This window comes from Sphaerisporangium sp. NPDC005289 (assembly GCF_040607455.1).
GTDB classification, from domain to species: Bacteria; Actinomycetota; Actinomycetes; order Streptosporangiales; family Streptosporangiaceae; genus Sphaerisporangium; species Sphaerisporangium rhizosphaerae.
In genome coordinates, this window is sequence record NZ_JBEXGS010000027.1 from 34,946 (window position 1) to 61,151 (window position 26,206).

Annotated in this window: 23 protein-coding genes; 14 read left to right on the forward strand and 9 right to left on the reverse strand. The window is 73.6% G+C overall.

Going from position 1 to position 26,206, the window contains the following annotated elements:
- Positions 1 to 358: 358 nt before the first annotated feature.
- Complete coding sequence (locus ABZT47_RS33835) at positions 359 to 583, forward strand: DUF2277 domain-containing protein (RefSeq protein ID WP_354851498.1); 225 nt, start codon at positions 359 to 361, stop codon at positions 581 to 583.
- Between the two features lie 301 nt (positions 584 to 884).
- On the opposite strand, the gene ABZT47_RS33840 is transcribed toward ABZT47_RS33835, so the two are convergent.
- Positions 885 to 1,616 (reverse strand): hypothetical protein, encoded by a 732-nt coding sequence (locus ABZT47_RS33840; RefSeq protein ID WP_354851500.1) that lies wholly within the window; start codon positions 1,614 to 1,616, stop codon positions 885 to 887.
- Positions 1,617 to 1,765: 149 nt separating this feature from the next.
- On the opposite strand from ABZT47_RS33840, the gene ABZT47_RS33845 reads away from it, so the two are divergent.
- From ABZT47_RS33845 to ABZT47_RS33855, 3 genes are all read left to right on the forward strand, one after another.
- Positions 1,766 to 2,440, forward strand: a complete 675-nt coding sequence (locus tag ABZT47_RS33845; RefSeq protein ID WP_354851503.1) for a response regulator transcription factor — start codon at positions 1,766 to 1,768, stop codon at positions 2,438 to 2,440.
- Positions 2,440 to 3,906 (forward strand): ATP-binding protein, encoded by a 1,467-nt coding sequence (locus tag ABZT47_RS33850; RefSeq protein ID WP_354851507.1) that lies wholly within the window; start codon positions 2,440 to 2,442, stop codon positions 3,904 to 3,906. The genes ABZT47_RS33845 and ABZT47_RS33850 overlap by 1 nt, the downstream gene beginning before the upstream one ends.
- 571 nt (positions 3,907 to 4,477) lie before the next feature.
- Positions 4,478 to 5,536, forward strand: coding sequence for a PP2C family protein-serine/threonine phosphatase (locus ABZT47_RS33855; RefSeq protein WP_354851509.1), 1,059 nt, complete (start codon positions 4,478 to 4,480; stop codon positions 5,534 to 5,536).
- Between the two features lie 32 nt (positions 5,537 to 5,568).
- Here ABZT47_RS33855 and ABZT47_RS33860 read toward each other — a convergent pair whose 3' ends face one another.
- The 3 genes from ABZT47_RS33860 to ABZT47_RS33870 are packed head-to-tail and all read right to left on the reverse strand — an operon-like array spanning position 5,569 to position 8,330.
- Positions 5,569 to 6,783, reverse strand: a complete 1,215-nt coding sequence (locus tag ABZT47_RS33860; protein ID WP_354851512.1) for a site-2 protease family protein — start codon at positions 6,781 to 6,783, stop codon at positions 5,569 to 5,571.
- 37 nt (positions 6,784 to 6,820) lie between these two features.
- Positions 6,821 to 7,711, reverse strand: coding sequence for a universal stress protein (locus ABZT47_RS33865; protein WP_354851514.1), 891 nt, complete (start codon positions 7,709 to 7,711; stop codon positions 6,821 to 6,823).
- Between the two features lie 13 nt (positions 7,712 to 7,724).
- Positions 7,725 to 8,330: a hypothetical protein gene (locus ABZT47_RS33870; RefSeq protein ID WP_354851517.1), complete on the reverse strand. Its 606-nt coding sequence runs from the start codon at positions 8,328 to 8,330 to the stop codon at positions 7,725 to 7,727.
- Between the two features lie 400 nt (positions 8,331 to 8,730).
- On the opposite strand from ABZT47_RS33870, the gene ABZT47_RS33875 reads away from it, so the two are divergent.
- Positions 8,731 to 9,693, forward strand: a complete 963-nt coding sequence (locus ABZT47_RS33875; RefSeq protein WP_354851519.1) for a hypothetical protein — start codon at positions 8,731 to 8,733, stop codon at positions 9,691 to 9,693.
- A gap of 104 nt (positions 9,694 to 9,797) precedes the next feature.
- Here the strand turns inward: ABZT47_RS33875 and ABZT47_RS33880 are convergent, their stop codons facing one another.
- Together ABZT47_RS33880 and ABZT47_RS33885 are read right to left on the reverse strand one after the other, a co-directional pair.
- Positions 9,798 to 11,069, reverse strand: coding sequence for an amino acid permease (locus ABZT47_RS33880; protein ID WP_354851521.1), 1,272 nt, complete (start codon positions 11,067 to 11,069; stop codon positions 9,798 to 9,800).
- A gap of 159 nt (positions 11,070 to 11,228) precedes the next feature.
- Positions 11,229 to 13,169: a cytochrome c oxidase assembly protein gene (locus ABZT47_RS33885; RefSeq protein ID WP_354851524.1), complete on the reverse strand. Its 1,941-nt coding sequence runs from the start codon at positions 13,167 to 13,169 to the stop codon at positions 11,229 to 11,231.
- 246 nt (positions 13,170 to 13,415) lie between these two features.
- Between ABZT47_RS33885 and ABZT47_RS33890 the strand changes: the two genes are divergently transcribed.
- On the forward strand, positions 13,416 to 13,610 hold the full coding sequence (locus ABZT47_RS33890; RefSeq protein WP_354851527.1) for a CsbD family protein: 195 nt from the start codon (positions 13,416 to 13,418) through the stop codon (positions 13,608 to 13,610).
- Between the two features lie 140 nt (positions 13,611 to 13,750).
- Here the strand turns inward: ABZT47_RS33890 and ABZT47_RS33895 are convergent, their stop codons facing one another.
- Positions 13,751 to 14,380, reverse strand: a complete 630-nt coding sequence (locus ABZT47_RS33895) for an RraA family protein (RefSeq protein ID WP_354851529.1) — start codon at positions 14,378 to 14,380, stop codon at positions 13,751 to 13,753.
- A gap of 312 nt (positions 14,381 to 14,692) precedes the next feature.
- Positions 14,693 to 15,148, reverse strand: a complete 456-nt coding sequence (locus tag ABZT47_RS33900; RefSeq protein WP_354851532.1) for a VOC family protein — start codon at positions 15,146 to 15,148, stop codon at positions 14,693 to 14,695.
- 374 nt (positions 15,149 to 15,522) lie between these two features.
- Between ABZT47_RS33900 and ABZT47_RS33905 the strand changes: the two genes are divergently transcribed.
- From ABZT47_RS33905 to gndA, 6 genes are all read left to right on the forward strand, one after another.
- Complete coding sequence (locus tag ABZT47_RS33905) at positions 15,523 to 16,854, forward strand: hemolysin family protein (protein ID WP_354851534.1); 1,332 nt, start codon at positions 15,523 to 15,525, stop codon at positions 16,852 to 16,854.
- Complete coding sequence (locus ABZT47_RS33910) at positions 16,851 to 17,870, forward strand: hemolysin family protein (protein ID WP_354851537.1); 1,020 nt, start codon at positions 16,851 to 16,853, stop codon at positions 17,868 to 17,870. The genes ABZT47_RS33905 and ABZT47_RS33910 overlap by 4 nt, the downstream gene beginning before the upstream one ends.
- Positions 17,871 to 18,038: 168 nt before the next feature.
- Positions 18,039 to 19,319, forward strand: coding sequence for an acyltransferase (locus ABZT47_RS33915; RefSeq protein ID WP_354851539.1), 1,281 nt, complete (start codon positions 18,039 to 18,041; stop codon positions 19,317 to 19,319).
- A 141-nt stretch (positions 19,320 to 19,460) separates the two neighbouring features.
- Positions 19,461 to 20,900, forward strand: a complete 1,440-nt coding sequence (locus tag ABZT47_RS33920) for an LCP family protein (protein ID WP_354851542.1) — start codon at positions 19,461 to 19,463, stop codon at positions 20,898 to 20,900.
- A 275-nt stretch (positions 20,901 to 21,175) separates the two neighbouring features.
- Positions 21,176 to 21,844, forward strand: a complete 669-nt coding sequence (locus ABZT47_RS33925) for an HAD family hydrolase (protein ID WP_354851545.1) — start codon at positions 21,176 to 21,178, stop codon at positions 21,842 to 21,844.
- A gap of 111 nt (positions 21,845 to 21,955) precedes the next feature.
- A complete protein-coding gene (gndA, locus tag ABZT47_RS33930) occupies positions 21,956 to 23,389 on the forward strand; it encodes an NADP-dependent phosphogluconate dehydrogenase (RefSeq protein WP_354851548.1) in 1,434 nt (477 codons plus the stop codon).
- 109 nt (positions 23,390 to 23,498) lie between these two features.
- Here gndA and ABZT47_RS33935 read toward each other — a convergent pair whose 3' ends face one another.
- Complete coding sequence (locus ABZT47_RS33935; protein WP_354851551.1) at positions 23,499 to 23,693, reverse strand: hypothetical protein; 195 nt, start codon at positions 23,691 to 23,693, stop codon at positions 23,499 to 23,501.
- 254 nt (positions 23,694 to 23,947) lie between these two features.
- On the opposite strand from ABZT47_RS33935, the gene ABZT47_RS33940 reads away from it, so the two are divergent.
- Both ABZT47_RS33940 and ABZT47_RS33945 read left to right on the forward strand, forming a co-directional pair.
- Complete coding sequence (locus ABZT47_RS33940) at positions 23,948 to 25,237, forward strand: helix-turn-helix domain-containing protein (protein WP_354851554.1); 1,290 nt, start codon at positions 23,948 to 23,950, stop codon at positions 25,235 to 25,237.
- Between the two features lie 121 nt (positions 25,238 to 25,358).
- On the forward strand, positions 25,359 to 26,186 hold the full coding sequence (locus ABZT47_RS33945; RefSeq protein ID WP_354851556.1) for an undecaprenyl-diphosphate phosphatase: 828 nt from the start codon (positions 25,359 to 25,361) through the stop codon (positions 26,184 to 26,186).
- Positions 26,187 to 26,206 lie beyond the last annotated feature (20 nt).

The following is a 26,206-nucleotide window of genomic DNA, read 5'->3' on the forward strand; positions in this document are numbered from 1 at the left end:
AACGCCCGCCGACCGCCGCTTTACCGGGAGTTTCCCGACATACGGAGCCACAGACGCGACGCGGCCAGGCCGACCCCCATTCCGTGCGCCCGCACGCCGGGGCTCGCGTTTCACGCCGCAGGCCGCCGGACCGCCCGCACGCCGGGGCTCGCGTTTCACGCCGCGGGCCGCCGGGCCGCCCCGCGCGCCGGGGCCCCCGGGCTACCACGCCGCGGGCCGCCAGGCCGCCCGCGCGCAGCGGCCCCCGGGGTACCACGCCCCCGGCGGGGTGACTCCCGCGCCCGCCCGCCCGCTGGGGTCACCCCTGCGCCTGGGACGGGGTCCCCCGCCCTCCGCGCCCATGACGTACCGTCCTTTCATGTGCCGGAGCATCAAGACACTTCGCGAGCCCTACACCAGTGACGTCACCGACGACGACGTAAGGGCCGCCGCGTTGCAGTACGTCCGCAAGATCTCAGGGTTCCGCGCCCCGTCGGCGCGCAACACCGAGGCGTTCGAGCGGGCCGTAGAGGCGGTCGCCGCGGCGACCAGCAGCCTGCTGGACGAGCTCCAGCTCAAGCCACCGGCCCGCGAACACCCCTGAGCCAGCCCCCGACCCGTTGGCACGGTGACCACCTGCCTTCACCGGGCATGGCTCTCCAGGCTGAAGTCACCGGCCCGCGAACGCCCCCGAGCCGGGCCGCCGACCCGTTGGCGCGGTAACCACCGGGTGTGGCTCTCTTCAGCTGATATGTGCTGCATGTGATCGGCGCCGGGTCGGCGGGTCGTGGTACGGCGGTAAAGGCGCCGCACTACGGCGCCCGACCCGGCGATCGTTCGTGGACGGCGCACTGGCTGTAGCGGCTCCTGAGCCGGGGCCGCCGGCCGCCTCGCCCGTCGTCGGCCTACTCGGCCTGCTCTTCCTGTCGGTCCTCATGGGTCTGGCGCGTCTCCCGGGCCCCGCCGTCCTGCCGGTCCTCCCGGGCCTGGGCCGGCACGGCGCAGGTCAACGTGCCCGCGCCCTTCCCGTCCCCGTCCGGAGCCGTCCCGCTCACCCTGGTGTCCTTCTCCGCGCGGAGGATCTCGGCCTTCTCCCCGGGCTCCGGCGCCCGGGCGGCCGGCGGCACGCTCTCGCCATCGGGGACCGTGGTCAGCGTCCTGGTGGCGTCGGGCGTGGCCAGGGGCGTGCCGCCGCCATCCGGCACGACCGGCGCCGTGGTCGCCCCCTCCGGCGCGTCACCGGCGGGCGGAGCGCCCTTCTCCGGCGCGTCGCCGTCGGGCGGAGCGCCCTTCTCCGGCGCGTCGCCGTCGGGCGGGGTGGCCGTCTCGGGGGCGTCGCCGTGGGGCGGGGTGGCCGTCTCGGGCGTCTGGCCGGTCGGCGGCAGGGCGGGGACCGCGGGCGCCGCGGGCGCCGCGTCGCCGGGCTTCAGCTCCTTGAGTCCCGTGCCGTCGTCGAGGTAGACCTTGCCGTCCTTGCGCACCAGCGTCATCGTGTGCCCGCAGACGCGGGTCGCATGGAGCACCACGGGGTCGTCGCCGGATGCGTTGTCGGCGTTCGCGGCGGCGGTGAGCGTGGCGGCCAGGGCCACCCCGAGCACCCCGGCGGACAGCACCACGCGCAGGCGCTTGTCGATCATGAGCTTCTCCTAGTGACCGGCCGGCCCTCGCGGGCCGGCCTTGCGGGTCCGACGGAGAAAGACCCTGCCGACGGTCACCTGAAGCCACCCTGAAGCCGGCCGAAATGATCTTAAGCCGCCTTTCAGGTGGCGTCCGGCACCCTTGACCCATGCGCGTGCTACTGGTCGAGGACGAGCGCCGCCTGGCGGCCCTGGTCAAGAACGGCCTGGCGAACGAGGGCTTCGCCGTCGACGTCGCCCACGACGGGCCCGAGGGCCTGTGGATGGCGGCCGAAAATGCCTACGACGCGATCGTGCTCGACGTGATGCTGCCCCGGCTGAACGGGTACGCGGTCTGCCGGCGCCTGCGCGACGGGGGCGACTGGACGCCGATCATGATGCTGACGGCCAAGGACGGCGAGTACGACGAGGCCGAGGCGCTGGACAACGGGGCCGACGACTTCCTGTCCAAGCCGTTCTCCTACGTCGTGCTGCTGGCCCGGCTGCGTGCCCTGGTGCGGCGGGGCGGCCGGGAGCGGCCGGTCGCGCTGACGGTCGGCGACCTGGTGGTCGATCCTGCTGGAATGCGGTGCAGCCGCGCCGGGGTGGACATCGCCCTCACTCCCAAGGAGTTCGCGGTGCTGCACGGCCTCGCCCGGCGGCCCGGCGAGGTGGTCTCCAAGGCCGAGCTGCTGCGGCAGGCGTGGGACTTCGCCTACGAGGGCGATCCGAGCATCGTGGAGGTCTACATCAGCGCGCTGCGCCGCAAGGTCGACACCCCGTTCGGCCGTTCTTCCCTGGTCACCGTGCGGGGTGCCGGCTACCGCCTCGACGGGCGACGCTGATGCGGTGGTCGGTCCGGCTGCGCGCGACCGTGGCAGCGACCCTCATCGTCGCGGCCGCCCTCGCGGCGGCGGCCGTCGCGCTGACCACGATCCTGCGCGCCGACCTGGAGCGCAGCGCGAACGCGGAGGCCGCGCAACGGGCCGGGGTGGCGGCGAGCCGCCTGGCCGTCGCCCCCATGCCGGCGGTCCCTGAGTCCGACGCGAAGAGAGCCGCATCGCCCGGTCCGGCGGAAACGGCCGGTACATCCGGCGCCGCGAAGACGGCCGGCTCCCCCAGCCCTGCGAAGACGGCCGGTTCCACCGGCCCCGTGAAGGCACCCGGTGTCCCCGGCTCGGCGAAGGGCGCCGCGCTCACGATCACCAAGGAGGGCGCGTCGGGCGCGCCGAGCGAGGCCTCCCTGCGGACGGTGCCCGACCCGGACGTCCATATCGGGCTTCCCGCCGAGGCCGCGGGCCCGGGCTGGGGCGCCGGGGCGTACACGACGGCCAGCACCGTCGTGGAGACCGGCGCGGGGCCGGTGACCGTCATGGCGCGCAGTTCGCTGGGCCCGGCGCGTGAGGCGCTGGCCGTGCTGAACCGGCTGCTGATCTTCGGCATCCCGGTCCTGTTGCTTCTGGTGGCCGCGATGACCTGGTTCTTCGTGGGCCGGGCGCTGGTGCCGGTGTCCGCCATACGGGCCCGGCTGGCCGACATCACCGCGCGCGACCTGCACCGGCGCGTACCCGTACCGGCGGCGCGGGACGAGGTCGCGGCGCTCGCCCGCACCGTGAACGCCACCCTCGACCGCCTGGAGAGGGCCGTCGAGCAGCACAGGCGCTTCGTCGCCGACGCGGCCCACGAGCTGCGCAGCCCGATCGCGACGCTGCGCACCCGTCTGGAGCTGGCCCCCGCCGGCGAGACGGCCGTCGAGGCACTGTGCGACGTGCGGCGGCTGCAGTCGCTGGCCGCCGACCTGTTGCTGCTGGCGGCCCTGGACGCCGGGGCGCCGCCGAGGGCCGACGAGGTGGACCTCGGGCAGGTGGCGGCGGAGGAGTCGCTGCGCCCGCGCCCGCGGGCGGGCATTCGCGTCGAGCTGGACGTCCAGCCGGACGTGGTGGTGTGCGGCTCCCGCCCGCACCTCGCGCGGATGATCGTCAATCTGGTGGACAACGCCGTGCGGCACGCGACGTCGTCGGTCCAGGTCCGCGTGGCCGCCGAGGGGGCGGACGGGGACGGCGCCGTGCTGGAGGTGCGCGACGACGGGCCCGGCATTCCCGTGGAGGACCGCGACGCCGTCTTCGACCGTTTCACCAGGCTCGACGAGGCCCGCACGAGGGACGCGGGCGGGTCGGGCCTCGGCCTGGCGATCGTCCGGGAGATCGTCGTCCTGCACGGCGGCGCCGTGGCCGTCACCGAGAGCGGGGGCGGCGGCGCGTGCTTCACCGCCCGCCTGCCCGCGCATCGACGAACTCCCACCAACGACTGATAGCAAGCTGCCCGCCTGAGCATGATTTATCGTCTCAAAGCATTATCGGATGGGTTCCAGGCGGACCGGTCGCGGAAAGTCGAGGGCCTGTATCGAATCGGTCCCGGCCGGCTGATCCCCGAGTAAAGTTCGATTCATGAGCCCTTCAGAGACCTCCCGGCTAGAATTGCGCTCGGGCAGGCTCGATCCGGCTTTCCGACGCCGGAGGGCGTCCAGTTCGTTGTAGTTGTGAGGTTGTCGAGGTGCTTTCTGGCATAAGCGGTAAATGGTGGAAATTATCCCATTTCACCGTAACTCAAGATTCTTTCGTGACCCGGGTTCCCCGCGAACGCCGGCTCACTTCCGATTCGCCGGCTGCCCCGGCCCGTCGTCTCCGTCGCCGCACCGTTCACGGCTGTGGCCATCGCGTAAGGCCAGAACGCTGTTCGCCCTTTCGCCGCCTTGTTACAGTTACCGCGGAGCACCGGGAAGCCTGGTCGGCACACCACCGAGAAGGTCCTATTCCACGGAGGCATCCTGTGACGAACGGTCGGCAGCGAGAACGAACCGTCACGGCAGCGGGACGCCGCCTATGAGCGCGGTCAGTCGCAGAACGCAGCGGCTCATGGGCGCGCTGCCTTTCGCCTCCCTGGGCATCGTCGCCGCGGTCGACGTCATCTCCGGGCCCGACCTCAACTACCTCTCCCTGCTGGCCGTCGGTTCCGCGTTCGCCAGCCTGGTGGGCGGCGTGCGGCGCACGGTCCTGATCGGCGTCGTGGCGCTGATCCTCTCGCTGCTCCTCGCGCTGTACGCGGGGGTCCTCGGCGACCGCCAGAGCAACATGAGCCTGATCTCCATCGCCGGGGTCACCGCGGCGAGCATCCTGGCCACGGTGGGGCGGCAGCGCCGCGAGCGCGAGCTGGCGACCGTCCGCTCCGTGGCCGAGGTCGCGCAGCGCGTGCTGCTCAGGCCGGTCCCCCGGCTGGCGGGCCACCTCCGCGCGGCCGTCTCCTACACCTCGGCGAACGCCGAGGCGCGCATCGGCGGCGACCTCTACGAGGTGGTCACCGGCCCCGGCGGGGTGCGCGCCATCGTCGGCGACGTGCAGGGCAAGGGCTTGGAGGCCGTCGAGACCGCGGCGCTCGTGCTCGGCGCCTTCCGCGAGGCGGCCCACGACGAGGCCGACCTGCGCGGCGTCAGCGGCCGGCTGGAGAAGGCGCTCAACCGGCGCCTGTCGGGCGAGGAGTTCGTCACCGCCATCCTGGTGGACGCCGACCCCTGCGGGCGGCTCACCCTGCTCAACTACGGCCATCCGCCGCCGCTCATCCTGCGCGCCAACGGCGAGATCACGCTGGCGGAGCCGGACGACACCGCCCCGCCGCTGGGGCTGGCGGTGCTGGAGGTCGACGGCCCGAACCCCCACCAGGTCGACTTCGCGCCGGGCGACCAGATCCTGCTCTACACCGACGGGGTGATCGAGGCCCGCGACCGCGCGGGCCGCTTCTACCCGCTCACCGAACGGGCGTTCCTGCTCAAGGACGACGACCCTGAGGCCGCGCTGGAGGCCCTGCGGCTCGACCTGGTCGCCCACGTCGACGCGCCGCTCCACGACGACGCCGCGATGCTGCTGCTCCGCTGCCGCGACGGCTGAGACGAGTGCGCTGACGATGGGCGGCACTCCGGTCAGCCGGGCAGGCGCCGGTCGGGCGGCTCGTCGCCGGGCGCGTCGGGGTGGGGGTGGAGCGGCGGCCCGGGATGACCGGGGGGCGGGGCGGCCGTGGTGGTGCGCAGGACGGCCTGCTGGAGGGCGCGGGCGAGGTCGGCGGAGGTCACCATGCCGACGACGTGACCCGCGTCGGCGACCACGGCCACCAGTTCCCCGCCGAGGGACGACAGCCCGAGGATGCGGCCCGCGTCGTCGTCCGGGCCGAGCACGCGGTCGGGGGACAGCGGCCTGCACACGCTCGCCACCCGGCTGTCGTGGCGCTGCCGCGCAGGGATGGCCGTCAGCCTCTCCAGCGACAGGGCGCCCGCCGGGCTCCCCGCGAAGTCGACCACCGGGAACACCGTCTGCCGCGAGCGCAGCGCCACGTTGCCCACGAAGTCGTCGAGGTCACCCCAGGCGGGGGCGAGGTCGGGCGAGGGGGTCATGACATCGCGCACCCGCCACCCGGCGAGCCCCCGGTGGGCCGCGCGGGCGATGTTCTCGCTGCGCGCGGCCCCCGCGAGGAACCACCCGATCAGCATCGTCCACAGGCCGCCGGTCCAGGCCAGCAGGAGCAGCTCCGCCCCGCCGATCGCGATCAGCGCCATGCCGAGCGCCTGCCCCGCACGGGCCGCCGAGCGGTCGGCCCGCAGGCGGTCGCCGTGCCGGCGCCACAGGATGGCGTGCAGCACCCGGCCGCCGTCCAGCGGAGCCCCGGGCAGCATGTTGAACACCGCCAGCACGGCGTTCATCAGCGCGAGCCACCGCACGGCCGGGACGAGCACGGCCGGGCCCTGCAACGGCAGCGACGCCAGGAAGAACAGTCCCGACAGCGCCAGGCTGGTGAGCGGCCCCGCCGCCGACACCTGCAACTCGTCCTTCGGGGTCTTCGCCTCCTCCCCGGCGAACTCGGTGACGCCGCCGAGCAGCCACAGGGTGATCGACCGCACGGGGATGCCCCGGCGGCGGGCTACCAGGGCGTGCGCCAGCTCATGGGCCAGCAAGGTGCCGAGGAACACCACGGAGGTGACCACGGCGACCGTCCAGTACTGCACGGGGGGCAGTCCGGGGACGGCCTCGGGCAGGACCGAGCCGGCCAGGGCCCAGCCGATCAGCGCGATGATCGCCAGCGTGGACCAGTGGGCGCCCACCGGGATGCCGGCCACGCGACCGAGCCGGAGGCTCTGCTTCATCCGCCTCGCCTCCCCTTTCCTCGCCGGAGGCCGCCGCTCATCGGTCCCGGCCCTCCTCCGCCGGCCGAACGGTCCGTGAGCACACGACCGCGACCGGGCTGTAGGCGTGGTGGAGCACGCCGTGGCTGACCGAGCCGAGCACGGCCGAGCCGAGGCCGCCCCTTCCTCGCGACCCGACGACGAGCAGGTCGGCCTCGGTCGACGCCCTGCACAGCGCCTCGATCGGGTGGGCCTGGACGACCGAGTCGCGCACCCGCACGTGCGGGAACTTCTCCCGCCAGGGCGACAGCTGCTCCTGCGCGGCGCGCGCGCCGAACTCGTAGACCCTCTCCAGGTCGGCGCCGTAGGCGCCGAACATCGGCAGCATGGAGTCCACCTGCCAGGCGTAGACGGCGCGGAGCGCCGCCCGCCGCCGGGCGGCCTCCTCGAAGGCGTACTCCAGTGCCGCCTCCGACTCCGGCGAGGCGTCGTGGCCCACGACGATCTCGCCGTACGCGGCGGGCTCGGTGTGCCTGACGACCACCACCGGGCAGCCGGCGCGCCCGGCGACGCCCATCGACACCGAGCCGAGGACCAGGCCGAGGAACCCGCCCAGGCCCCGGCTGCCGACGACCAGTGCCTCGGCGTCCTTCGCGGCGATCAGCAGTTGCTCGCGGACGGTGCCGGTGAGCGTGGCCGTCTCCACCGCGAGCGCGGGCGCCCGCTCGGCGGCCTCCCGCGCGGCATCGGCGAGTACATTGCCCGACAGCTCCGACAGGGAGTCGCGGAATCCTGGAGGGGTGGCCAGCGGCTGGTCGAAGACCCACGGGTCGACGACGTGGACGACGCGCAGGCCCCGCCGGCGCCGTACGGCGTCCTCGGCGGCCCAGCGCACGGCCGCCAGCGAGGGGGGCGAACCGTCGACGCCGACGACCACGGGCCGGTTCACGGCGCCACCGCTCTCACGGCTGCCGTGGCCGCCGCCACCGCTGGTGGGCGCCCGCCCATGCCTGGTCCCATTCGGCGTAGCGACGGCGGTCGAGCAGCCACCGGAACAGCGCGAGGTTGGTGAACAGGACTCCGCAGGCCGCGAACAGCACGCCGAGACCGGCGACGACCGTGTCGGCGACGGTCTGCGCGTGCGTCCGGGGAGCGGCGACCGGACGACCCGAGGCGTCGACCCACATCTCCAGAGTGGAGCCGGACTTCGCCTGGGCGGGAACGGCCAGGGTCTCGGTGTGCGGACGGCCGTCCGGGGTGTACCAGCGGACCTTGGCCTTGATGCCGAGCACGGCGCCCTGGGAGGAGACCGTGCTGGTGCTGGCGGCGTCCTCCATCAGAACGGCGGTGACCTGCTTGCGCTGGACCGGCTCCAGGCGTTCGGCGGCCACGCCGCGCTGGTAGACCAGATGGGCGGCGATGGCGGCCGGCCACACGCTGATCAGCAGCGCCAGCAGCGTGACGAGCACGGCGATGGCCTCGATGCGGTCGGATCGGCGGCGTAATGGGTTGTGATCGAACCGATATCGGCGGGCACACCTCACCGTCCACCTGGCCAAGGATCGCATGGGGCACCTCCCTGTCAGGGAATCTGCTTTCCAGACTCGGCCATGACCGAGCGACCTGGCAGGGTCTTACGGCGCCTGTGCGATGGGACGTTCGGCCCTGCCGCTACCTGCCCGCCACCTGCGCTTTCACCCGCTTAGTGACGCCATATACCCAAAATACGACGACCACCGGCGGATCGGTATCCGGGTGCCGGAACGCGTCGGGAAGCCGTCCACCGTGCCGTGGGCAAGGGGGTTACGGACGGACGGAGATCGCGGCCTTGTTCCCGATTCCGGCCTGTGGCCTGGGTGACCCATGGGAAGATTGCGAAAGTTGGAAAAAGTGTGAAGTTTCCGGACAGGCCGCTGTCGGAGCTGCTATGCAGGTGCGCGGCCAGGTTCTAGAGCAGAGAGGTTCGATATGGACCGCGACGGCAACCCGAGATCCCATGATGAGGATCCTCTGAAGCAGACCGGTCCCTTCAGCATCGAGTGGGCCGCGGAGGCGGAGCGTCCCGGCGGCGACGTGCTGTCCGACGGATGGACGCCCGGACAGGAGCCCGTCCGCCCGCACAACGACGACCCCGCGCGGCCCGAGCGCCCCGACTACGAGCGGAGCGAGGCTCCCGAGGGCCTCGACCGCGCCGAGGGCCACGAGAAGCCCGGCGAGTACACCGAGGGCTACCCCGCGATCGAGGACCACGAGCGGCCGGAAGGCTACGAGCGGCCCGAGGGCTACGCCCGCCCGGACGGGGAGGACTGGGATCCCGACGGCGAGCAGGGCCCCGCGACCGAGGAGCGCCGCGGGTTCCTCGGCTCCGGCTGGACGGGCGACGCCGACCTCGAGGAGGAGAAGGGCAGCAAGAACAAGGGCCTCATCCTCGCCATGGTCGCGATCGTGGTGCTCGCCGTCGCCGGGGGCTGGATCGTCTCCTCCTCGGTCGGCTCCAAGTCCGAGGCGGCGTGCGCGGCCCCCGCCGACTGCACCCCCGCCGGCCAGAAGGCGCCCGCCACCGACAGCACGGCCGCCGCCACGCCCACCGACGAGGCCACCGGCGCCGCGGGTCCCGACGAGACCGCGGAGCCGACGCTGACGCCCAGCGCCTCGCCGTCGACCGCGCCCACGACGGCCGCCCGCCCGCGGACGCCGCCGGAGCCGACGCCCCGGCCGACGCCGACCCGCACCCGGCACACCTCGGCCCCGCCCGCGCCGAAGCCGACCGAGCGTGAGCAGGAGCCGGAGGACGACCCGCAGGTCCAGGACGACAAGCCGACGGCCTCGCCGACGACCTCCGCTCCCACGCAGGCTCCGCCCACCACGCAGGCGCCCGTGCCGAGCCCCACCGAGACCAAGAAGACCGGCCTGCTGGACTGGCTGTTCTAGTTCCCGGACGCCGGCCGGGCCTCCCCCGGCCGGCCACGCCGTCGTCCACGGACACGCCGTCGTCAAAGACACGCCGTCGTCCACGGACGCGGTCCCGCCAGGGCTCAGGAGGAGCGTCGCCACGCCCTTCGCGCCGCCCAGGCGACCGCCCCGGCGGCCAGCACCCCGGCCCCGGCCAGCGCCGACGGCAGAGGCAGGCTGAAGGCGAGCAGCAGGCAGCCCGCCAGCCCGATCACCGGCACCGCCCTCGGCGGGCGGCCCTCGTCCGCTGACAGCGTGAGCGCCGAGGCGTTCGCGATCGCGTAGTACACCAGCACGCCGAACGAGGAGAAGCCGATCGCGCCGCGGACGTCGGCCGTCCCGGCGACGACGGCCACCACCGCGCCCACGGCCAGCGCGGCGCGGTGCGGCACGCGGAAGCGCGGGTGCACGGCGTCCAGCGGGCGGGGCAGGTGCCCGTCCCTGGCCATCGCGAGCACGGTGCGCGAGACGCCGAGGACCAGCGCCAGCAGCGACCCGAGCGCGGCCGTCGCCGCCCCCACCGTGACCAGCGGGACCAGCCCGCCGGCCCCCGCGGCGCGGACGGCGTCCGCGACGGGCGCCGCCGAGCGCGCCAGACCCCCGGGGCCGAGCGTCGCGAGCAGGGCGAAGGCCACGGCGGCATAGACGACCAGGGTCACGCCGAGGGCCACGGGAATGGCCCGCGGGATGGTGCGCGCCGGGTCGCGCACCTCCTCGCCGAGGGTCGCGATGCGGGCGTAGCCGGCGAAGGCGAAGAACAGCAGCCCGGCCGCCTGGAGCACCCCGCCGGCCGTCGCCGCGGCGGAGGCGACCGGCGCGGGCCGGCCGCCGGTGAGACAGGCGGCCACGGCGACGGCCAGCACCACCAGGACGACCGCCACGATCAGCCGGGTCAGCCACGCCGCCTTGTGCACGCCGGCGTAGTCGACCGCCGTGATCGCCGCCACGGCCGCCACCGCCACCAGGTGCTCGTGCCCGGGCCAGGCGTAGGCGCCCACGGTCAGCGCCATCGCCGCGCAGCTCGCGGTCTTGCCGACCACGAAGCCCCAGCCGGCGAGGTACCCCCAGAACTCGCCCAGGCGCTCGCGGCCGTACACGTACGTACCGCCCGAGGCGGGGTGGAGGGCGGCGAGCCGAGCCGAGGAGGTGGCGTTGCAGTAGGCCACCAGCGCCGCGAGCGCGAGCGCCGGGAGCAGCCCGGACCCGGCCGCCGCGGCGGCGGGGCCGAAGGCCGCGAACACCCCCGCGCCGATCATGGAGCCGAGGCCGATCACGACGGCGTCGCCGGTGCCGAGCCGTCGCGCGAGCGTGCCGGGGGGCCCGTCCGCGGGGTCGGGGGAAGGCGACCGCGTCATGGCCACACTCTAAAGGCGCCGCGGATCCCGGCGCAGCGCCCGGGTCGCCGCCAGGCCGCGCGGATCACCGCCAGGTCGCGCCGGTCACCGCCAGTTCCCGCTGAGCACCGCTGCGTCCCGCAGGTCACGGCCCGATCCCGCAGGTCACGGCCCCGCAGGTCACGGCCGGGTCGCGTGAATCTGCGGCGGGGCGTCCTGGGACGCGAGGCGCCGGCCGGCCCGCCGCCGCCAGGCGGTCATGAGCACGATCAGCAGCGCGATCGTGACCGCGGCGGGCCCGGCGCCGAGGAGGGCGCCCGTGCTCTGGTCGGCGGCGCGGTCGGGCGCCCAGGGGATGGCGAGGGCGGCGTACCAGTCCGGCCCCTGCGGGGGGCCCGCGAGGAACAGCAGCGCCGTCCAGACCTGGACGACCAGCGCGCCCGCGAGCATGCGGACGCGGGCCGCCGGGCCGATCACCCGGGGCAGCGGGTCGAGTCCGAGGGCCACCGAGAAGAACCACGTCCCGCTCAGCGCCATGACGGCCATGGCGGTCAGGCGGACGGCGAGGCTCGACTGCGCCTGGTCGAACAGGCCGGTGACGTACAGCACGAAGTAGGGCGCCGCGTACACGGCCGTGGCGGCGGCCGGGTGGGTCAGCGCCGTCGCCACAGGGCCGTTCACCCCGCGGCCCAGCAGCGGCGCGGCCTCCCTGAACGGCACCAGAGGCGCCCCGAGAGCGAGCAGGGCCGGGCCGACGGTGCCGACGAGCGCGTACTGCAGGGCGTGCACGGAGAACAGCGCGGGACCGTAGGCGGACACCCCGCCCGCGACCCCGTACAGCAGGACCAGCACGCCCGCCAGCGCCGCCGCCGTGCGGCCGGCCGGCCACCTCTCCCCACGGCGGTTCAGCCGCCACACGCCGACGAGGTAGGCCACGGCCACGCCGGCCACGGCCAGGATCAGCAGCGGGTCGGGACGGGTCTCGGTGAGCAGCCGCCACGGGGAGAACGGCGGCAGCGAGTAGCCGAGCAGCTCGTGCTGGCCGTGCGGGGCGTCGGCGCGCGGCGGCGGGGTGCGCGACAGGCCGACCGCGAGCGCGATCGTGCAGGCCATCACCCCGACCTCCGCGGTCGCCAGCCGCAGGAACCTCTCCCCGGCCGGCGCCTGCTCCCCGTCGGACCGCTCACCATCGGACCGCGCAGCGACGGATTGCGCAGCGTCGGGCTCCGCCTCCAGGGCGGCGATGGTGCCGCGGCGGTGGGTCCAGCCGAACCAGCCGAGCACCCCCAGTGCCGCGATCTTGGCCAGGACCAGCAGGCCGTACCGGGTCTCCCAGAACTGGGCCGCGCCGCCGAGCCGGATCCAGGCGTTGACCAGCCCGGAGAAGCCGACGACGACGAAGCAGCACAGCGCGACCGCGCTGAACCGCCGCACCGCGACGACCCGTGCGGCCCCGGTGGCCCGCGAACGGCGCAGGTGCGCGACCAGGGCGAACAGGCCGCCGACCCACAGCGTCACCCCGCCGATGTGCGCCATGAGGCTGGAGACGGCGATGTTGTGGTCCGCGGCCGACGCGGAGTGCCCGACGTAGGCCGGCGGCAGGACGGCGAACAGCGCCACGGCGAGGAGCAGGACGCCGGCGCGCGAGCCGAGGCGCAGCGTGCTCCCCACCGCCACGGCCACGGCCAGCAGCATCACCAGCAGGAACGCCTGCCCCTGCGGCACCTCCATGCTGTAGGTGGTCAGGAAGCCCGACTCCAGCGCCTGCCCGATCGGCAGTCCGAGCAGGTCGGACATGGTGAGGATCTGGGTGAGCGCCGCGGTGAGGGCCCAGCCGAGCGCCCAGGGCCCGGCGGCGCGGGTGACGGCACGCCTTTCGCCCGGGTCGCCGGTCAGCGCCGTGGCCGCGAACAGCGTGCCGACCGTCGCGACCGCGCACACGTCGAGCAGCACCCGGACGACCGGCAGTCCCGCGGTGGTCAGCGGCCCTGGCGTGGGCAGGCCGGGGATCTGCTGCGGGGGCCAGCCGCCGCCGGACACCAGTGCCGCGAACAGCACGGCGAGCGCCGCGACGGTCACCGCCGTGGTCACGACCACGATCGAGCGCCGGGGAGAGGCCATCGTCCTGCTTCCTCATCATCGGAACCGCGCTACATCGCCGGAACCGCACTACCGCTGTTGCCCGCGCGTGATCGAGTATGTCCGGGTTTCCCGGCCATGGCGAGGTTTCTGGTCAAGGCTCATTGACCGGCTTTGTCGGCGCCCCGCCGGGACTTGACGCACTGGTTAGCGGGCGGCGGCGTTTACCGGCCCTCCCACCGGACAGGTGCACTAGCGGGACAGACCCACAGTGAAGGGGGCCGGATCATGGGCGCTGACGACAAGATCTCGAACAAGGCGGAGCAGCTCAAGGGCAAGATCAAGCAGGGCGTCGGCGACGCGACCGACGACGAGGAGCTCAGGGCCGAAGGCGAGGCCGACGAGGCCAAGGGCAACCTGAAGCAGGCCGGGGAGCGGGTGAAGGACGCCGCGAAGGACGTCAAGGACGCCTTCAAGGACTGACCGCTCCCGCCGGCGCCGCGGCGCGGACCCGCCCGGTGGAAGGCAGGTACGCGCCGCGGGGCCGGCGGCGCCTTGGAAGCGGCCGGGTCCCCGCGGCGCGATGCCGTGAAGCCGGCCCCCGAGACCGGTGGCGGGGCGGATCAGGTCGCGCGGAGCAGCTTGGTGACCATGTCCTCCTTGTACCGGTTGGCCTCGGCGAGGGTGGCACCCTCGCGCAGCGCCGTGACCACGTTCTCCTCGGCGTCGGCGTACATATAGGAGTCGGCGAAGACGTCGGTCGAGGGCAGGGCGACCACGCCCGAGCCGTCCATGACGATGGTGGCGCTCTCGTCCACCGTCACGCCTCCGATCTCCACGGGGCCGCCGAGGGCGGCGACGTGCACGTCCGGGCCCGGACCGGCCGTCGCCTCGTACAGCGCCCACACGGGCAGGCCGAGGTCGCGATAGGCGTTGACGTCGCGCACCCCGCCCTCCACGAGCAGGCCGCGCGCTCCCCGGGCCAGCGCGGCCCGGGTCATGATCTCGTCCCACACGGCGCCGGCCGCGGCCTGGGCGCCGGCCACGACGATCACCCGGCCGTCCAGGCACTCGTCCATGACCGCGCGCAGCGGTTCCAGGCCGTGCTCGCCCGGTCCCGGGGCGAGCCGCACGGTACGGGGCCGGCCGAGCAGCCCCGGCGCCCGGTGGACGGGGCGCAGCGGCGGGCTCAGCCAGCCCGTCTGGCCCCGCAGTTGCAATACGTCCGCGATCGCGGTGGTAGGCGGAACCACAGTATCGATCACCTCTTATGGTGGATTTCCGGATCTTGCCGACTGAGATGGGCGTGGCACGCCCCTCGGGTGCGGTGTCAGACCTGCCGGAACGGGCGACGCCGGGGCGGGCCGCGCACGCACGGCGCGATACGGGCGATGCGCATGGCACTCCTTCTCGTGCGCGGGACCGGCCCCGCGGGCCGGGCCGCGTCGGACGATCCTGGACCGTGCTGGAATCCAGCTCTAGTGAAGCGCTTCACTCCGCGCTCGTCCGCCGTTCGGCGCAAAGCCGCGCGGCGGACCGCCACCGGCGGACGGCGGAGCCCGCCGTCAGTCGGCCCAGAGTGTGCGTACTTCCTCGAACACCTTCTGATCGTGCGAGATCTCCACAACGTTGCCGTCGGGATCGGTCAGGGCGCAGACGTAGCCCACGGGAGGCGGCAGTCGCATCGGCTCCCAGTGCAGGCAGCCGAGCTCGCGCGCCCGGCGGGCGATCTCGTCGACGTCCTCGCGGGTGGGCACCTCCATGCCGAGATGCGCGAACGGCGCCAGTTGTGGCTGCCGGCGGCCCCTGTCCTTGGCGAACTCCACCAGGACCAGCACGAACGGCGTCTCCACCTGCTTGTCGTTGGACAGCCAGGCGTTGCGCCCGTCCTTGTCCTCGTGCCTGGCGGCCACCACGAGCGGGGTCATGGTCGTGTAGAACTCGATGGCCTTGTCGAGGTCGCCGCTGGGCAGGGCGATGTGCGTCCAGCGTGCCTCGGTGAGCTTCTTGCCGAGCACCATTGCCTCCTTCGGCCGTTCGCCTCGGCCTCCGACGGCCGGCCACGGCGGGCCGTCGTGCGCGCCAGGCGGCGGCCTTGCTCTCCTGCCTGGTATCTGCCCCGTATCGCCATCGCCGACGGCCCTCACCGGTCCCTCCGCGCCCCTGCGTCCAACGGCCCCGATGTCGCTCGCCTGCGCGTAGTATCCGGTCGGCGCGCCGTCGTGCCCAGGGGAGGCCGGCCGCCGGTTCGCCCGGCCGCCACCGGCCCTCGGCGGTCGCGGGCGCCGGGCCCGGCGTTCCCAGCACGGAGCCGTGCCGGTACGGTTCCGGCCAGAGCCGGACATGGCGTGGAGTCCGAGCCACGGAAGGAGCGGCTCCACGGGAGGGCGACACCGTGATCGTCGATTGGATCTTCCTGCTGGGCGCGCTGGCCCTGGTCATCGCCAACGGCGTCTTCGTCGCGGCGGAGTTCTCGCTGGTGACCGTCGAGCGGAGCGAGGTGCAGCGGCTCGCCGCGGCGGGCGACCGGGGTGCCCAGGGCATCCTGGCGGCGGTGCGCCGCCTGTCCTTCCAGCTCTCCGGCGCCCAGCTCGGCATCACGATCACCTCGCTGCTGCTCGGCGTCATCGCCGAGCCCGCGATCTCGCATCTGCTGCGCCCGCTCGTCGAGCTGGTCCCCGGCCTCCCCGCCCGGGCCGCCGAGAGCGTGGCCGCGCTGCTCGGCCTGCTCGTCGCCACGGTGAGCCAGATGGTGCTCGGAGAGCTGGTGCCCAAGAACGCCGCCTTCTCCCGCCCCATGGCCATGGCCCGCGTCTCGGTGCCCGTGCAGCGGGCGTTCTCCGCGGTGTTCGCCCCGCTGATCAAGGGATGCAACGCGGTCGCGAACGCGCTGGTGCGCGCGCTCGGGGCCGAGCCGCAGGACGAGCTGGCCTCGGCCCGGTCCCCCGACGAGCTGAGCCTGCTGATGAGCCAGTCCGCGGAGGCCGGCGCCCTGCCGGGCACCACCGCCGCCATGCTGCGCCGCGCGCTGAGCTTCGGCGACCGCACCGCCGCCGAGGCCATGACCCCGCGCACCGACTGCGTGACCGTGACCGACACCGGCACCGTCGCCGAGTTCCTGACCCTGGCCCGGCGCGAGCGCCACCTGCGGCTGCCGGTGTCCGGCGGCGAGATGGACGACATCGTGGGCGTCGCCTCGGTCGTGGACGCCTTCGCCGTGCCCGAGTCCGAGCGGGCCGCGACCCTGGTGGCGGCGATCCGGCGGCCTCCCCTGCTGGTCCCCGAGACGCTCGACCTGGAGACCGTCCAGGAACGCCTGTTCACGGCCCGCCGGGAGATGGCGGTCGTCGTGGACGAGTACGGCGGCTTCGCCGGCATCGTCACCGTGGAGGACCTGGCGGAGGAGCTGATCGGCGACATCGCCGACGAGTACGACCTGCCCGAGGAGGGCTCGGACGAGCCCACGGGCGCCCTGCTCGCGCCCGGGCGCTCCATCGCCGTCCCCGCGTTGCTGCGCGCCCACGAGGTGGAGGAGCGCACCGGCTTCCAGATGCCGGAGGGGCCCTACGAGACGCTCGCCGGGCTGCTGATCAGCAGGCTCGGCCGCCTGCCCGACCCGGGGGACAGCGTGGTGGTGGACGGCTGGACGCTCAGGGCCGACACCGTGCGCCGGCACCGCATCGAGCAGATCACGCTGACCGCCCCGGACGCGGAGGAGGACCGATGACCATTCTGGACGCCCTGGCCATCGTGGTCCTGCTGACGGTCAACGGGTTCTTCGTCGGCGCCGAGTTCGCGCTGATCTCCGCGCGCCGCACCCAGATCGAGCCGGCCGCCAAGGAGGGTTCCCGGCGGGCGCGGGCGGTGCTGGCCGCCATGGACGCCGTGCCGCTGATGCTCGCCGCCGCGCAGCTCGGCGTGACCCTCGCCTCGCTGGCTCTGGGCGCCGTCGGGGAGCCGGTCCTCGCGCACGCGCTGGAGCCGCTGTTCGCCGCGCTCGGGCTGCCGCCCGGCCTGGTCCACCCGACGGCGTTCGCCCTGGCCATGATCATCGTGGTGTCCGCGCACGTGATCATCGGCGAGATGGTGCCGAAGAACCTCGCCCTGTCGGGCCCCGACCGCGCCGCCCTGTGGCTGGTGCCCACCCTGCGCGTCGTCGCCCGCGCGACCCGGCCGCTGCTGGTCGTGGTGAACGCCATCGCGGCGGGCGTGCTGCGGGCGCTGCGCATCCCGCGCACCGAGGAGGTGCGGTCGGTCTTCACCTCTGACGAGATGCCCGCGCTGATCCAGGAGTCGCACCGGCACCGGCTGCTGGACCGGGACGAGCACGACCGCATGATCGCCGCCCTGGCCCTGTACGCCCGGCCGGTGGAGTCGGTCATGGTGCCGATCGGCGAGGTGGTCAGCGTGCCGGCCACCACCCGGGCGGCCGAGCTCGAGCAGTACGCCGGCCGGTACGGCCACTCGCGCTTCCCGGTGAGCGGGGCGGCCGGGCGGCTGGGCGGCTACCTCCACGTCCTGGACGCGCTCAACGGCCACGCGCCGGACGAGCCGCTGCCGGTCCGCGAACTGCCGCACGTGGGCCGCCGGACGACCATGGCGGACGTGCTGGCGACGATGCGCCGGCGCCGGGCGCAGCTCGCCGCGATCACCGCCGACGACGGCACGGTGGCCGGCATCGTCACCCTGGAGAACGTCATCACCGGCCTGCTGCACCACGCCCACGAAAAGCCGTCCGGCTGACGAGCGAGCGCCGCGCACAGGATGACCTGACCGTCACGAGCGGTCCGCCGGGCGGGCGCCGCCCGCGGGTGACCGCACGGTGACGGGCGGGCCACGACGTGCCGCTCATCGGGTGAAGACCGCCGGAGGCGGGTTAGACCCGCGGGCATCGCGGGTAGCCAGCCGCGAATGCAGGTCGCGACCCTCCCGCCGCCCCCGCCCACCACGCGTCCGACCCCGCGTCGCACGCGGCAGTCCTGGCTGGACGCCCTTCGCGGGTTCGCCGCGCTGGTGGTGGTCTTCGAGCACTCGCTGGACCCGCTGCTCCCGGAGATCCGCGGGGTGATCAGCCCCTGGTTCGACTTCGGGCAGTACGGCGTCCTGGTGTTCTTCCTGGTCAGCGGCTATGTCGTACCGATCTCGCTGGAGCGGCGCGGCGACGTCCGCGCCTTCTGGATCACGCGCGTGTTCCGCCTGTACCCGCTGTGGGCGCTCGCCGCCGCGGCGGGCGCGGCCTTCGCGGTCGCCGGGGTCTACACCACACTGCCCGGCCAGATCGCCGACCGGCCGTGGACCGCCGCGCTCGCGCACCTCACGATGCTGCAGGACCTGCTGCAGGTGCCGGGCGTCGTCAACGTCTTCTGGACGCTGTCCTACGAGATGGCCTTCTACCTGCTGGTGACGGCGATGTTCGTGCTGGGCGCGCGCGGGACCGGGACCCGGGCCTCGCTGGCGTTCGCGGTGGGCGCGCCGATCGCGGGCGCGCTCGTGCCCGCCGGGCTGCTGTCACGGGGGCTCGGCGTGGAGGCGGTCGTGGCCGTCGCCGCGACGGTCCTGGCCGGCGGGTTCGCCGCCGTGCTGGCCGGGCGCCCGGAGGTGCGGCGGCACGGGGCCGTGGCCCTCGCCGTCCTGGCCGTGGCGCTGCTCGCCCTCAACAGCAGGGTGGGCGCCTGGCAGAGCCTGGCGATCATGGCGACGATGTTCGGCGGCACGGCCCTGCACCACATGGAGCGCTCGGCCGCCCTGCGCGCGCGGTGGGGCTGGGCGATCTTCCTGGTGCCGGTGCTGGCGGTCGCCACCGCGGTGTGGCTCGGGCCCGGCTGGGGCATGCCGGAGGCCGATCAGCAGGCGTTCAAGTGGAGCTGGTCGACCGCCATGATCGGGGCCTGGCTGACCTTCGCCGCCGGTCTCGCCCTGCGCCGGCGCGCCATTCCGCCCGTGCTCGCCTGGCTGGGCCTGGTCAGCTACTCGATCTATCTGTTGCACCCGCTGGTGCTCCAGGTCGTCCGGCGGATCACCGTCGATCCCTCGGCGATGACGCTCGGCGTGCGGCTGGCCTGGGAGGCGGCGCTGTTCGCCGCCGTGGTCGCCTGTGCTGCCCTGGGCCACCGTTTCGTCGAGCGTCCGGCCCAGCTGCTGGGCCGCCGACTCGCCGCCGAACGGCCGGTCGAAATGGCTCAAAACCGATGATTTCCTGCGAATACTGCGACACGTCACCACAAAGATGACGGCCATGGCTAGACTGGCTCGCGGCTTGCCGGGCGGGTGGATCCGGCGCCTGTAGTCGGCGTGTGGCCAGAGGCCACCAGCCCTGGCCATTCCGTGGGGACAATGAACGGCGGGCTTGTCGATGTGCGCCCTACCCATCCCGTGGAGCCGCCTTCGGGCGGGACCCGGGGTGGCGCCAAGGGACTGTGGAAACCGTGGCTGTGGTGCCTGGTCGCGGCGGTCGCGGGCGTGTCGCTCGCGGCGGGCGGGACGCTGGTCGGCGCCTACACCAAGCTGAGCGGCAACATCAAGCACGTGAACGTCGACGCCAAGGATCTCGGCACCCGCCCCGCGAAGGTGAGCAAGGCGCTGAACATCCTGATCGTCGGCTCGGACACCCGCGCGGGCGCGAACGTCAAGTACGGCCACAGGGAAGTCGGCGAGCGCACCGACACGATCATCCTCGCACACATCTCGCCCGACCGGGGCAACGCGCTGCTCATCAGCTTCCCGCGCGACTCGCTGGTGCAACTGCCGGCCTGCGCGCCCAAGAACGGCCTGACCGGCCAGCGCCCGCACGTCGGAATGATCAACGAGTCGTTCAACTTCGGCGGCATCGGCTGCACCTGGAAGACGATCGAGTCGCTCACCGGCATCCACATCGACCACTTCGCCAAGGTCGACTTCACCGGGTTCAAGAGCATGGTCAACGCGCTCGGCGGCGTCGAGATCTGCGTGCCCAAGCCGATCAACGACGTCAAGGCCATGCTGCACCTGCAGGCCGGCCGCCAGCTCGTCAAGGGCGAGGAGGCGCTCGGCTACGTGCGCGCCCGCTACAGCCTGGGCGACGGGTCCGACATCGGCCGCATCCAGCGGCAGCAGATGTTCATCGCCTCGATGATCAAGAAGGCGATGAGCGGCGCCACCCTCACCGACCCCGCCCGCCTGTTCCACTTCCTGGACGCGGCCACCAAGTCCGTCACCACCGACCCCCAGCTCACCGTCGGCGTCATGAAGGACCTGGCGACCAGCGCCCAGGGACTCGCGGCCGGCGACATCCGCTTCGTGACGACGCCGTGGCGCTACTCCCTCACCCAGCCCGGCCGGGTCGAGTGGGTCCAGCCGCAGGCCAGGCAGCTCTTCCGGCTGGTGGCGACCGACACCAAGATCAAGGGCTCGAACGTCAGGACCGGCCGCCAGACCACCAAGATCCCGAAGTCCAAGATCCAGATCTCGGTGCAGAACGGCACCTACCGCAGCGGCCTCGGAGCCCAGGTCGCCGCGGCGCTGGAGCAGCGGGGCTACAGCGTCGTCAAGGTCGGCGACCTGAAGAAGAAGCCCTACGCCAAGACGACGATCAGATACGCGGCCGACGGACAGACCCGGGTGCCGACGCTCGCCGGCGACCTCGTGCTCTCGCGCAACCTGCCGGTCACCGATGTGAAGACGGCGCGGCTCGTGCTGGTCATCGGCGCCGACTGGAAGGGCCTCAAGCCGATGGCGACCTCCGAGGACGACCTCAAGGGCATCGACGCGACGCAGGACTCCTGCTCCGACACCTGATTCCGGGGAACTCCCGTCCCGGCCGCCCGCAGGACCTCTGCTCCGGCACCCGGCACCCCAGGGAGTCCTGCTCGGGCGCCCGGCACCCCGCCGGCCGCGCGCGCCACCGCGCCGCCGGCTAGTTGGATCCGCGCCGTCCGGGGTACGGGAACGGGCATGTGCCGCTCTCCGCGATCCATGCGGCGAGATCCGGCACGGCGGGCCGGGTCCGCCATGGGGAGCCCGAGCGGCACGGGGGCGGGCGAGTGCCCGGCGTCACACAGGGACGGTGAAGGATGCGACGCGGAGTCATCTTCGACATCGACGGAACGCTGGTCGACACGAACTACCTGCACGTGGTGGCCTGGTGGGAGGGCTTCCGGCGGCAGGGCCATGACATCCTGATGGTGGACGTCCACGGGGCCATCGGGCGGGCCGACCAGGCGCTCATCGACTATCTGCTGCCCGGGGCGACCTCGGAGGAGGCCGAGGCGATCTCGGCGACGCACTCCCGGCTCTACAAGCCGCGCATGGACGAGGTGCGGCCGGTGCCGGGGGCGGGCGAGCTGCTCAAGGCGGTCGCCGCGCGCGGCCTGATCGTCGTGGTGGCGACCAGCGCGCCCAAGGACCAGGCCGAGCGGCTGATCGCCGTGACCGGCGCGCAGGACGCGGTCTCCGAGATGGTCCACGCGGACGACGTCGACAAGTCCAAACCCCATCCCGAACCCGTGCGGCAGGCACTGGAGAAGGCCGGCCTGCGCCCGCAGGACGCCGTCATGCTGGGCGACTCCGTCTGGGACATGCTGGCCGCCCGCTCGGCCAAGGTGACCTGCGCGGGCCTGCGCTCCGGGGGCATCGACACCGCCTCCCTGGTGGAGGCCGGGGCCGAAGCCGTCTACAAGGACTGCCATGATCTCCTCAGCCACCTGGAGGACAGCCCGATAGGACGACTTCTCCGGAATTGATCCGGCCGATGCCCGGGTTACCTAGATGGCCCAGCGTGGGGGTTCCCTCACTCCATCGAACCGGGTGGGCACGCACGGCGTATTGCCGGATCAGAAGGAGAGTGATCGGACATGGCACAGCAAGCGGTCATCGGTGTGACAGGGCTAGGGGTCATGGGCCGCAATCTCGCCCGCAACTTCGCCCGCCACGGGTACACGGTCGCCGTCCACAACCGGACGAGCACCAAGACCAAGGCGCTGATGGACGAGTTCGGCCACGAGGGAGAGTTCATCCCCGCGGAGACGCCCGAGGCGTTCGTCGCCTCACTGGCCCGGCCGCGCAAGATGGTGATCATGGTTCAGGCCGGCGCCTCGACGGACGCGGTGATCGAGGAGTACGCGCCGCTGCTCGAACCCGGCGACATCCTGATCGACGGCGGCAACGCCCACTTCGCCGACACCCGGCGGCGGGAGAACGCGCTCCGCGACCGGGGGATCCACTTCGTCGGCGTCGGCATCTCCGGCGGCGAGCAGGGGGCCCTGGAAGGCCCGAGCATCATGCCGGGCGGGTCGCCCGAGGCCTACGAGTCGCTGGGCCCGATTCTGGAGGACATCGCGGCCAAGGTCGACGGCGTCCCGTGCTGCACCTACGTCGGACCGGACGGCGCCGGCCACTTCGTGAAGATGGTGCACAACGGCATCGAGTACGCCGACATGCAGCTCATCGCCGAGGCCTACGACCTGCTCCGCAGGGCGTCGGGGATGTCGCCCGGCGAGATCGCCGAGACCTTCCGCACCTGGAACGAGGGCCGGCTCGGGTCCTACCTCATCGAGATCACCGCCGACGTGCTCTCCCACGTGGACCGGGCCACCGGCAGGCCCTACGTGGACGTGGTGCTCGACCAGGCCGAGCAGAAGGGCACCGGCCGGTGGACCGTGCAGGCGGCCCTCGACCTCGGCGTGCCGGTCACCGGCATCGCCGAGGCGGTCTTCGCCCGGTCGCTGTCCGGCCACGTCGACATGCGGGGCGCCGCGCGCGAGCTCGCCGGCCCCTCCGGCGGCGGGCTGGACCACTCCTTCGCCGACGCCGTCGAGCAGGCCCTGTACTCCTCGAAGGTCGTGGCCTACGCGCAGGGCTTCAACGAGATCCAGGCGGGCAGCGCCGAGTACGGGTGGAACATCGACCTCGGCGCGATGGCCACCATCTGGCGGGGCGGCTGCATCATCCGGGCCAAGTTCCTCGACCGCATCCGCGAGGCCTACGAGGCCGACCCGGGCACCCCCACCCTGCTGACCGACGCGCGGTTCGCCGCCGAGGTCGGCGCCGCCCAGGACGCCTGGCGCGACGTCGCCGTCACCGCGACCAAGAACGGCATCCCCGCTCCCGGTTTCGCCAGCTCCCTGGCCTACTACGACGGGCTGCGCGCCGACCGGCTGCCGGCGGCGCTGATCCAGGCGCAGCGGGACTTCTTCGGCGCCCACACCTACCGCAGGACCGACCGCGACGGGGTGTACCACACCCACTGGGAGCTGCCGGACCGTCCCGAGGCCCGCGTCGACGTCTGACGGCCGCGCCGCGGCCCGCGAGAGGAAGGGGCGCGCCGCCGCCGGGAGGGCGACCGCGTGAGCGGCGCGCCGCGCTCTGAAGACGAGCAGGGGAACGGCGCGCCGCGGTTCAGGGGTCCCTGCGGGCGCGGCGTTCCTGTTCGGCGATGAGCGCGGCGAGGGTGGCGGCGTCGTCGGCGTCGACGGTCCGCCACACCCCCGCCGCCTCGATCGCGTCGTCGAACCGGAGGCGGGTCGCCCAGAAGCGGCCGGCGTCCGAGCGGAACACGATCCACCCGGGCGCGTCCGCCGGCGGGCGGCTCACCTCGCCCCCTCGTGCGGGCGTCCGGGTAAGGACGGCCGGCGGGCGGGAAGGGTGCTGAGCTGTCGCACTTGAGTGCACCTCGCTTGCCCATCAAATCCGCTCAAGGCACACCATGCACGCATATCGGCCTGCCATTTACGGCGTCATCGGTCTGCGCGAGTGACATCCGCGCTACGGTCAGTGTGAGGGTTCGATGACGCGGTGTCACCGTTTCTGTGATGCCGCACGGCGTTGCCGCAACAGCTGGAGTGGCCATGATCGTCGGTGCCGATCTGCGCGCGGCCCGCCGCGACGCCGGCCTCAGCCTGGGGCAGCTCGCGGCCAGAACGGGCGTTTCCGCAGGTCACCTGAGCCGGGTGGAGCGCGGGGACCGCGAGGTGACCCCCTCGCTCGTCCTGCACTACCAGACCGCTCTCGGGCCCGCGGCCACCGCCCTTGCCGCACTTCTTGACTCCGATAGCGGTGCGCCTGAAAAGGGTACCGTCGATGACATGAAGCGCAGGGGCTTACTCTCAGTCATCGCCGCGGCGTCCATGGGAGTCGCCGCCGGCGAGCCGGTGACGCGCCTCCTCGACGGCCTGGCCGGCGACCTGCCGACCAGGGTCGGCTTACCCGAGGTGCACGCCGTCGAGGCCGCCGCCGACCTCTACATGCGCATGGATCTCGCCCGCGGAGGCGACGCGGCGATCGCGATGGCCCGCGGCACGCTCGAATGGGCGGTGAAGCTGCACGACCGCCCCATGGCCGAGCCCACGCGAGAACGGCTCTCCTCCGCCGTCGGGCTGCTGGCCGACCGCCTGGGCTGGGCCACCTACGACCAGGGCAGGGCCGAGCGGGCGGCGCGCATCCTCACCTTCGCCCTCGACTCCGCGGCCCGCGGCGCCGACCGCGACCTGCGGGCGCACACGATGCTCGACCTGTCGGTCACCCTCACCGACCTCGGCAGCCCCCGCGACGGCGTCGAGATCCTCCGCCTCGCGCTCGGCGACGAGCGCATCTCCAGTGCGGAGCGGGCCAACCTCCACGCCGTCGCCGCCCGCCACTGCGCCACCGCCGGCGACCGGGCCGCCGGGCTGCGGCACATCGGGCTCGCCGAGGAGGCCCTGGGCCGCGCCGAGCCGGCGCTCGCGCCCGACTGGGCGCACCACATCACCGTCGCCCCCGGCCACCACGACAGCGCGCTCGGCCTCGCGCTGTTCCAGCTCGGCGAGGACGCGCGGGCACGCGACCACCTGACGGCGGCGCTCGGCCGGCTCGGGGAGAGCCGCACGCGCACCGGGCTGCGCTGCCTCATCCGCCTGGCGGTGCTGCGCGTCCGCGAGGGCGACCGCGACGCCGGCGCCGAGCAGGCCAGGCGCGCGGTCGCGCTGGCGGCGGAGGTGCGCTCCACCCGGGTCGCCGGCGACCTTCGCATGATGGTCGACGGCGTCCGCGCGTGCGGCATGACCGACCTGGCCCGTGAGCTGGCCCGTTCCCTTCCCCCCTCTGACCGGCCCGCCGTCCGGCCGGTCACCGCGACCCCCGAGTCCGCTAGCCTCGCCTGAAGCGCGGTCCGCCGACGATCGCCGGATGGCCGCGAGAGGCGGGCGGCGCCGCGCGAGACCCCCGCCACGCGTGGCCGCCGGTCCCCTCTTCCGGCCGCCCTCCCCCGGAAGGTGTTGTGCATTGATCGGCTGGTTCGAGGCGCTCGTGCTCGGTCTGGTGCAAGGGCTGACAGAGTTCCTGCCCATCTCCTCCAGCGCGCACATCAGGGTGGTGTCGGCGTTCTTCGGCTGGCACGACCCGGGCGCCGCCTTCACCGCGGTGATCCAGCTCGGCACCGAGACGGCCGTGCTCATCTACTTCCGCGCGCGCATCTGGGAGATCATCTCCACCTGGACGCGGTCCCTGTGGACGCCCGCGCTGCGGCAGGAACCGCCGGCGCGCATGGGCTGGTACGTGATCGCGGGCAGCGTCCCGATCGGCGTGCTCGGCCTGGCGTTCCAGGACACGATCGAGACCACGCTGCGCGACCTGCGCCTGGTGGGCGGGTGCCTGATCGTCTTCGGCCTGCTGCTGGCGGTCGCCGACCGCATGGCGCGCAACGAGCTGATCCTGGACAAGGACCTCAACCTGCCGCACGCCCTGACCTACGGCCTGGCCCAGGCTCTGGCCCTCATCCCGGGCGTCTCGCGGTCCGGCGGCACGACGGGCGCCGGCCTGCTGCTCGGCTACCGCCGCGAGGAGGCCGCCGAGTACTCCTTCCTGCTCGCGATCCCGGCCGTGCTCATGTCGGGCGTCCTGGAGCTGTTCAAGATCGGGGAGGGCCGGGCGCCGGAGTGGGGGCCGACGATCGTGGCCACCGTGGTGTCGTTCGTCGTCGGCTACGCCGTGATCGCCTGGCTCATGCGGTACATCAGCACCCACCGCTTCACGCCGTTCATCGTCTACCGCGTCGCCGTCGGCGTCCTGGTCATCGCCGCCGTGAGCACCGGGCTCATCCCCGCGACCTGAGCCGCGCGCACCGGCCGCGC

Excerpts from the sequence above, each read along its gene's own strand:
- ABZT47_RS33835 (WP_354851498.1), top strand. The coding sequence starts at position 359 with ATGTGCCGGAGCATCAAGACACTTCGCGAGCCCTACACCAGTGACGTC.
- ABZT47_RS33840 (WP_354851500.1), bottom strand. The coding sequence starts at position 1,616 with ATGATCGACAAGCGCCTGCGCGTGGTGCTGTCCGCCGGGGTGCTCGGG.
- ABZT47_RS33845 (WP_354851503.1), top strand. The coding sequence starts at position 1,766 with ATGCGCGTGCTACTGGTCGAGGACGAGCGCCGCCTGGCGGCCCTGGTC.
- ABZT47_RS33850 (WP_354851507.1), top strand. The coding sequence starts at position 2,440 with ATGCGGTGGTCGGTCCGGCTGCGCGCGACCGTGGCAGCGACCCTCATC.
- ABZT47_RS33855 (WP_354851509.1), top strand. The coding sequence starts at position 4,478 with ATGAGCGCGGTCAGTCGCAGAACGCAGCGGCTCATGGGCGCGCTGCCT.
- ABZT47_RS33860 (WP_354851512.1), bottom strand. The coding sequence starts at position 6,783 with ATGAAGCAGAGCCTCCGGCTCGGTCGCGTGGCCGGCATCCCGGTGGGC.
- ABZT47_RS33870 (WP_354851517.1), bottom strand. The coding sequence starts at position 8,330 with ATGCGATCCTTGGCCAGGTGGACGGTGAGGTGTGCCCGCCGATATCGG.
- ABZT47_RS33875 (WP_354851519.1), top strand. The coding sequence starts at position 8,731 with ATGGACCGCGACGGCAACCCGAGATCCCATGATGAGGATCCTCTGAAG.
- ABZT47_RS33880 (WP_354851521.1), bottom strand. The coding sequence starts at position 11,069 with ATGACGCGGTCGCCTTCCCCCGACCCCGCGGACGGGCCCCCCGGCACG.
- ABZT47_RS33885 (WP_354851524.1), bottom strand. The coding sequence starts at position 13,169 with ATGGCCTCTCCCCGGCGCTCGATCGTGGTCGTGACCACGGCGGTGACC.
- ABZT47_RS33890 (WP_354851527.1), top strand. The coding sequence starts at position 13,416 with ATGGGCGCTGACGACAAGATCTCGAACAAGGCGGAGCAGCTCAAGGGC.
- ABZT47_RS33900 (WP_354851532.1), bottom strand. The coding sequence starts at position 15,148 with ATGGTGCTCGGCAAGAAGCTCACCGAGGCACGCTGGACGCACATCGCC.
- ABZT47_RS33910 (WP_354851537.1), top strand. The coding sequence starts at position 16,851 with ATGACCATTCTGGACGCCCTGGCCATCGTGGTCCTGCTGACGGTCAAC.
- ABZT47_RS33915 (WP_354851539.1), top strand. The coding sequence starts at position 18,039 with ATGCAGGTCGCGACCCTCCCGCCGCCCCCGCCCACCACGCGTCCGACC.
- ABZT47_RS33920 (WP_354851542.1), top strand. The coding sequence starts at position 19,461 with ATGAACGGCGGGCTTGTCGATGTGCGCCCTACCCATCCCGTGGAGCCG.
- ABZT47_RS33925 (WP_354851545.1), top strand. The coding sequence starts at position 21,176 with ATGCGACGCGGAGTCATCTTCGACATCGACGGAACGCTGGTCGACACG.
- gndA (WP_354851548.1), top strand. The coding sequence starts at position 21,956 with ATGGCACAGCAAGCGGTCATCGGTGTGACAGGGCTAGGGGTCATGGGC.
- ABZT47_RS33940 (WP_354851554.1), top strand. The coding sequence starts at position 23,948 with ATGATCGTCGGTGCCGATCTGCGCGCGGCCCGCCGCGACGCCGGCCTC.